This window comes from Thauera butanivorans NBRC 103042 (assembly GCF_001591165.1).
In the GTDB taxonomy this organism is placed as follows: domain Bacteria; phylum Pseudomonadota; class Gammaproteobacteria; order Burkholderiales; family Rhodocyclaceae; genus Thauera; species Thauera butanivorans.
Map to the genome: position 1 here is coordinate 1 of NZ_BCUG01000101.1, position 6,348 is coordinate 6,348.

Here is a 6,348-nt window from a genome sequence, read left to right on the forward strand (position 1 = left end):
CGGGGGTGGATTTACCCTCCCTCAATTCCGACCCCTCTCCCCTGATCGGATTGAGATTGGCCGGCATCGCACGCTTGTGGGGCTGTGATGCCGGCTTTTTTTTGTGCCTTTTTCGATGTGCCGCCGGACACGGCGGCCATGAGGATGCCGAAACATGAAAGCGATCAACCGGATCATCGACCGTGCCCGCGCCAGGCCCGGGCGCGTCGTGCTGTGCGAGGGCGACGACCCGCGCGTGTTGCAGGCTGCGCTGCGCGCCACGCGCGAAGGCACGGCGCACATCCTGCTCGTCGGTGAGCGGCAGCGGATCACCCAGCTGGCCGAGGACGAGGCCATCGACCTCGGCGGCATGACGCTGATCGATCCGGCGGATTCGCCGCTTGCCGCCGGCTATGCCGAAATCCTGTTCCGCCTGCGCGAGAAGAAGGGCATGACGCTCGCCCAGGCCCAGCAGGAAGTGCTCAAGCCTCTGGTCTTCGCCAACATGATGGTGCGCGCCGGCGATGCCGACGGTTCGGTGGCCGGTGCGGTGCATACCACGGCCGACGTCGTGCGCACCGCGATCCAGGTGATCGGCACCGACCCGTCGTTCAAGCTGGTGTCGAGCTTCTTCCTGATGATGATGTGCGAGCCCTTCCACAGCCTGAAAGGCGGCCTGATCTTCTCCGACTGCGGCCTGGTGGTCGAGCCGAATGCGGAAGAGCTGTCCGAGATCGCGATGGCGGCGGCCGACAGTGCGCGCACCTTGCTGGGCGAGGAGCCGCGGGTGGCGATGCTGTCGTTCTCGACCAGCGGCAGCGCCAAGCATGCGGCGGTCGACAAGGTCACGGCCGCCGCCGAGCGGGTCAAGGCGATGCGCCCGGGGTTGGCCATCGACGGCGACGTGCAGCTCGATGCCGCGATCGTCGCCGAGATCGCCAATCGCAAGCTGCCCGAATCCCAGGTCAAGGGCAAGGCCAACGTACTCATCTTCCCCAACCTGGAAGCGGGTAACATCGGCTACAAGCTGGCCGAGCGCGTCGGCGGCGCGGTGGCGATCGGACCCTTGCTGCAAGGGCTCGCCAAGCCGGCCAACGACCTGTCGCGCGGCTGCAGTTCGGAGGACGTGTTCCACGTCATCGCCGTCACGGTGGTGCAGGCACACGAAGTTGCGGCGAAGGCCGGCGGCTGAGCGCGGCGCCGGGCGCCGGGACGCACTGACATGGACATCGAAACCACCGCCGCCCTGCTGGGCGTCATCGCCGTCGGCACCTATTTCCAGACCGTGACCGGATTCGGGCTGGGGATGATCGTCATGGGCATCACCAGCGGTTTCGGGCTGGCGCCGATCACCATGGTCGCCGTCCTCATCAGCCTGGTGACGCTGGTCAACAGTGCGGTGGCGCTGCCAGGCAAGCTGCACCACATCGACTGGCCGGCATCACGCGCCGTGCTGCTCGGCGTGGTGCCCTCGGTGGTCTGCGGGGTGCTGCTGCTCGAGTATCTGAGCGCGGCCGCGGCATTGCTGCTCGAACTCCTGCTCGGCATCACGATCATCTACAGCGGCATCGTCTTCATGCTGCGGCCCACGCCGCTGAGCGAGCGCTCGTCCAGGGGCAGTTTCTTCGTCAGCGGCTTTTTCTCCGGCCTGTTCGGTGGCCTGTTCGGCATGGCCGGCCCGCCGGTGATCTTCCACTTCTACCGCCAGCCCTTCAGCCTGGAGACGATCCGCAACATGCTGTTGCTGACCTTCGCCTTCACGTCCGGGGTGCGCACGATCTTCGCCGGCACCCAGGGCACCTTCACCCAGGAAGTCTGGGTGCTGGTCGCCTTCACCGTGCCGCTGGTGACCCTGGCGACGCTGGCCGGGCGCCGCTATCCGCCGCCGTTCTCGGCGATCACGATGCGGCGCATCGCCTTCGGCGTGCTGATCCTGATCGGCGGCGGCCTGGTCTTCAATGCCGTGAGCTCGATGCTGCGCTGACTGCGGCCACGGGCAGGGGGTCGTCGGCCCGGTGCTTTTTGCGCACCCGAGCTGCTTATAACTATTGGTTTTATCGATAGGGGTGTCAAAAAACATCGAGATCACTATTCTCTCGAAACATCGACGCATGTGCTGGCCGTCCGCCGGGGTTTTTGCCCGGTGCCGTTTTCGAGAGGAGATTCCGATGTCCGAGACCCTGTTCGCTTTCATCGCCCTGCTTGCGGTGCTGACGCTTGCCTGGTTCAGGGGGCGGGCCAAGAAGCAGGACGCCATGTCGCGCATCGAGTCCGCGCCGCAGGAGGTCGAGCGCCTGTACCTGCGGCACGCGCCGGACGTCGACGCCTACTGGTTGCACGTGCGCTTCAACGACGGCAAGAAGCGCGTGCTGGCCGCGCCGTGGGAAATCGAAGCCGTGCTGGCGCGGCTCGAAGCGCTCGGCCTGCGGCTTCGTGCCGAGGACGAGGCGCTGCTGGCGCAGCGGGCCGATGCCGCGGCACCGGCTGCGGTACGCACTGCGCAGCAGCGGCACAAGGCCGAGGGAAAGTTCGGGCTGTCGGCGCGGGTGGCCTGAACACCGGGCATTCGAACCCGGGCGCTCCCGGCCCGGGTTCGCCTCGGAATGGCGGCCTCAGCGTTCGGCAGCGGCACTGAGCCGCCAGGCGCCGGCTTCGATCGGCAGGAAGGCGGCAATCGCCGCGGTGGCGACGATGTGGGTGGTGCCGGCTTCGGGATCATGGACGTCGAGCCCGCCGAACACCGCCTTCACTTCGGCGCGGCCGCGCGGCAGCGTGGCGGCGACGGCGGCGGTATCGACCTTTTCCGGCGCCTGCACGCCGATCGTCACTTCGACGCGCATGTCGAGGTGGTCGTAGCCGAGCGATCGCAGCAGCACGAGCGAGGAATGGTGCAGGGCGTCCTGCACCGCGCGGCAGGCCGCCTTGGTGTAGTCGCCGCCGTAGAGATCGTTGCCGCTTCCCATTTCGAGGATGATGCGCTTTTCAGTCATTGGGCCTGCTCCATGTCGAAGTAGACGACCAGCGCCGCATTCACCATCACGGAGCTGCTGCTGCCATCGGGTTTGGCGACTTCCAGGCCGCCTCTGGAGACGCGGATCGTCGCCTGCCCATAGGGGAAAATCGGCAGCAGCGCGGCGCAATCCACCGCTTCCGGGCAGGGCACGCCCAGCTCCACGTCGATCTGCATCGCCTCGCGCGGAAAGCCGAAGGCGTCGGCGACGTTGAGCGAGTTGTGCCACAGCGCGTCGCGGATCGCGCGGGCCGCAGCCTGGGTGTAGTCCCGGCTGCGGATCGAGGTGCCCTGGCCGAACTGGACGGCCAGACGTTTCCTTGCCATGTGTTTTCTCCTGTCGAATGCCGCGCCGCCTGGCCGGCACGGAAAGCTGCGCGCGGGCCGGCGCGCTACGGGTTCCGGCGGGCGCCGTGCAGACGGCCGCCGAGCATCTGGGCAATCTCGAAGAACAGCGTGTTGTCCAGCGCCTGGCTCATGTCGGTGGCCAGGCAGCGGCGGTAGAAGGGGCTCAGGTCGAGGCCGACGCCCAGGCCGATGATCTCGACCGCGCCCTGCTGCGTGCGCCGCGCGACCACGTCCTTCAGGTGGTTGTCGAGGTAGAAGGCGTCGTTGGCGAGGCCGGTGGCGCTGTCGGCCGGGCAGCCGTCCGAGATCACCACCAGGATGCGGCGGCGCTCGCCGCGCGCCAGCAGGCGGTTGCAGGCCCAGTCCACCGCCTCGCCGTCGATGCCCTCGCGGAACAGGTCGGCCTTCAGCAGCGCGGCGACATCGGTGCGTGCCCGCCGCCAGTTGCGCTCGGCGTCCTTGAACACCATGTGGCAGACCTCGTTGAGCCGGCCGGGCCGCGGCGGACGGCCCTGGGCGAGCCATTCCCGCCAGGCGCGGCCGCCATTCCACGCAGAGGTGGTGAAGCCGAGCAGCTCGGTGCGCGCGCCGGTCATTTCCAGCGCGCGCAGCAGCACGTCCAGCATCACCGCCACCGCTTCGATGTGGGCCTTCATCGAGCCCGAGCAATCGACCAGGAAGGCGACCACGCAGTCGGCGTGTGGACGCAGGCGATCCTGGCGGAACAGGCGGCGCTCGGTGGGGGAACTGATCAACTGCGCCAGCCGGCGGCCATCGATCCGGCCTTCTTCCTCGCCGAACAGCCAGCCGTCGTGCCGGGGCTCGGCCAGTGCCGCGCCCAGCATGCGCGCCAGGCGGGCGAGGTTGAGGCCTTGCTCGGCAATGCGCTTGTCGAGCCGCTCGCGCAGTTCGCGCAGCAAGGCCTTGCGCACCAGGCTGGCGGCGGCGACTTCGCTGTCGAAGCGGGTGGTGAACACGCGATAGGCATGCCCGGTCTCGTCGAAGACCTTGCTGGTGCCGGTCGTGGCAGCGGCGATGCCGTCGTCGTCGCCGTCCTGGTCGAAATCGAGCAGCAGGGCGAATTCGCGCAGCGTCTCGTCGTCACTTCCGTCGCTGCCGTCGGTGTCCGCGGCGGCGGCCTGCTCGGCGCGCACGCGCTCGCCGACGGTGGCGGCGATGGCGAGCGCATGGACGGCGAACACGCGCTGCTCGGCCCGGCTGCGGCGCAGGCCCGCCAGGTGCGTGCCCAGCTCCCCGGCCAGCGAGAAGCGCATGCTCTCGATGTAGTCCTCGGTTTCCTCCAGCACGCGCAAGGTGGTCAGGCGCGACCAGCACATCTGCGCCACGGTGTACAGCAGCATGCCCAGCGTGCTGTCGGTGAGGCCGGAGCGGTAGAAGGCCAGCGACCAGTTCTCGAAGCGGCGATGCAGGTTGTCGGCCATGCCCGCCATGTCCGCGGGCACGAAAGTCTCGACCCGCAACTGCTCGAGCAGCTCGAACACCAGGCGTTCGACCGGGTCGGCGGGGCACAGGCTGCGATGCAGCGCGGGGTCGGAGTGGAGCAGGCGCAGCGCCATGCCGTCGGCCGCGGCGCGGCAGTCGCCGAAGCCGCTTTCGCCGGCATCGACGCGCAGGTGCGGTGCGTGCATGGCCAGCGGCCGGTCGCCGGCGTACAGGCGGCGGCCGCGGTAGTGCAGCCGGCGGTCGCCGGTCAGGGCGCGCAGCGTGGCGGCGCACAGTTCCTCGACGTGCTGCTGGCGCCTCGCCTTTTGCTGGGCGCTGGACATCACTGCGCTCCGGGCGCGCGCATCCAGGATTCGTCCAGTTCTGTACCGAAGCAGCGCTGATAGTACTCGGCCACGATCGGGCGCTCGGCCTCGTCGCACTTGTTGAGGAAGGACAGCCGGAAGGCCAGTGCCGGATCGCGGAAGATCTCGCAGTTCTCCGCCCAGGTGATCACGGTGCGCGGCGACATCAGCGTCGACAGGTCGCCGGCGGCGAAGCCCTTGCGGGTCAGTTCGGCGACCGTGACCATCGCCGAGATCAGCTTGCGGCCCCTGTCGTCGTTCTTGGCCGGCACGCGAGCCAGCACGATCGCCATCTCTTCGTCGTGCGGCAGGTAGTTCAGCGTGGCGACGATGTTCCAGCGGTCGATCTGGGCGTGGTTCAGTACCTGGGTGCCGTGGTACATGCCCGACAGGTTGCCCAGGCCGACGGTGTTGGAGGTGGCGAACAGGCGGAACCAGGGGTGGGGGTGGATCACCCGGTTCTGGTCGAGCAGCGTGAACTTGCCGTCGCGTTCCAGGATGCGCTGGATCACGAACATCACGTCCGGCCGGCCGGCGTCGTATTCGTCGAAGATCAGCGCCACCGGGCGCTGCAAGGCCCACGGCACGATGCCTTCCTGGAACTCGGTCACCTGCAGGCCGTCGCGCAGCACGATGGCGTCCTTGCCGACGAGGTCCAGGCGGCTGATGTGGCCGTCCAGGTTCACCCGCACGCAGGGCCAGTTGAGCCGTGCCGCGACCTGCTCGATGTGGGTGGATTTGCCGGTGCCGTGCAGGCCCTGCACCATCACCCGGCGGTCGCGGCTGAAGCCGGCCAGGATCGCCAGCGTGACGTCGGGGTTGAAGCGGTAGGCGTCGTCGATGTCCGGCACGTGGTCTTCGCGCTCGGCGAAGGCGGGCACCTTCAGATCGGTATCGATTCCGAACACCTCGCGCACCGACACCATGCGGTCGGGGCCTTGCAGGACGAATTCCGTCACCTCTGTCTCCTTGCTTCCTTTTTTGCACTTGCCGGTCCGGCTTGCCGTGCCGCGGGTCGGAGTGCGCATGTGTGGGGGTCAGGTAATCTTATTTTAGTTCCGAAAATTTGTACATAAAGTTCCGTTTTTTGTTTTTATTGCTTGACGTCATGCGCGCGCGGCACTAGAGTTCTGATCATGTTCTGTTTATCGGAACTTTTTGTATCGTTTTATTAATATTTCAATCGCACCGAGGAGACCCCCC

7 protein-coding genes are annotated in these 6,348 nt (G+C 67.5%); 3 read left to right on the top strand and 4 right to left on the bottom strand.

Annotated features, from left to right (window positions below; genetic code table 11):
* Positions 1–154 precede the first annotated feature (154 nt).
* From pta to TBU01S_RS22200, 3 genes are all read left to right on the top strand, one after another.
* On the top strand, positions 155–1,171 hold the full coding sequence (gene pta / locus TBU01S_RS22190) for a phosphate acetyltransferase (RefSeq protein ID WP_068639664.1): 1,017 nt from the start codon (positions 155–157) through the stop codon (positions 1,169–1,171).
* Positions 1,172–1,201: 30 nt separating this feature from the next.
* The gene (locus TBU01S_RS22195; RefSeq protein ID WP_068639665.1) at positions 1,202–1,963 is read left to right on the top strand and encodes a TSUP family transporter; all 762 of its coding nucleotides are present in this window, start codon (positions 1,202–1,204) and stop codon (positions 1,961–1,963) included.
* 184 nt (positions 1,964–2,147) lie between these two features.
* A complete protein-coding gene (locus TBU01S_RS22200) occupies positions 2,148–2,534 on the top strand; it encodes a hypothetical protein (protein ID WP_068639666.1) in 387 nt (128 codons plus the stop codon).
* A 57-nt stretch (positions 2,535–2,591) separates the two neighbouring features.
* On the opposite strand, the gene TBU01S_RS22205 is transcribed toward TBU01S_RS22200, so the two are convergent.
* The 4 genes from TBU01S_RS22205 to TBU01S_RS22220 all read right to left on the bottom strand — a co-directional run bounded on the left by TBU01S_RS22205 (position 2,592) and on the right by TBU01S_RS22220 (position 6,104).
* Positions 2,592–2,969, bottom strand: a complete 378-nt coding sequence (locus TBU01S_RS22205; RefSeq protein WP_068639667.1) for a Lin0512 family protein — start codon at positions 2,967–2,969, stop codon at positions 2,592–2,594.
* A complete protein-coding gene (locus TBU01S_RS22210) occupies positions 2,966–3,316 on the bottom strand; it encodes a Lin0512 family protein (protein WP_068639668.1) in 351 nt (116 codons plus the stop codon). The genes TBU01S_RS22205 and TBU01S_RS22210 overlap by 4 nt, the downstream gene beginning before the upstream one ends.
* A 65-nt stretch (positions 3,317–3,381) precedes the next feature.
* Complete coding sequence (locus tag TBU01S_RS22215) at positions 3,382–5,124, bottom strand: cobaltochelatase CobT-related protein (RefSeq protein WP_068639669.1); 1,743 nt, start codon at positions 5,122–5,124, stop codon at positions 3,382–3,384.
* Complete coding sequence (locus TBU01S_RS22220; RefSeq protein WP_068639670.1) at positions 5,124–6,104, bottom strand: AAA family ATPase; 981 nt, start codon at positions 6,102–6,104, stop codon at positions 5,124–5,126. The genes TBU01S_RS22215 and TBU01S_RS22220 overlap by 1 nt, the downstream gene beginning before the upstream one ends.
* Positions 6,105–6,348 lie beyond the last annotated feature (244 nt).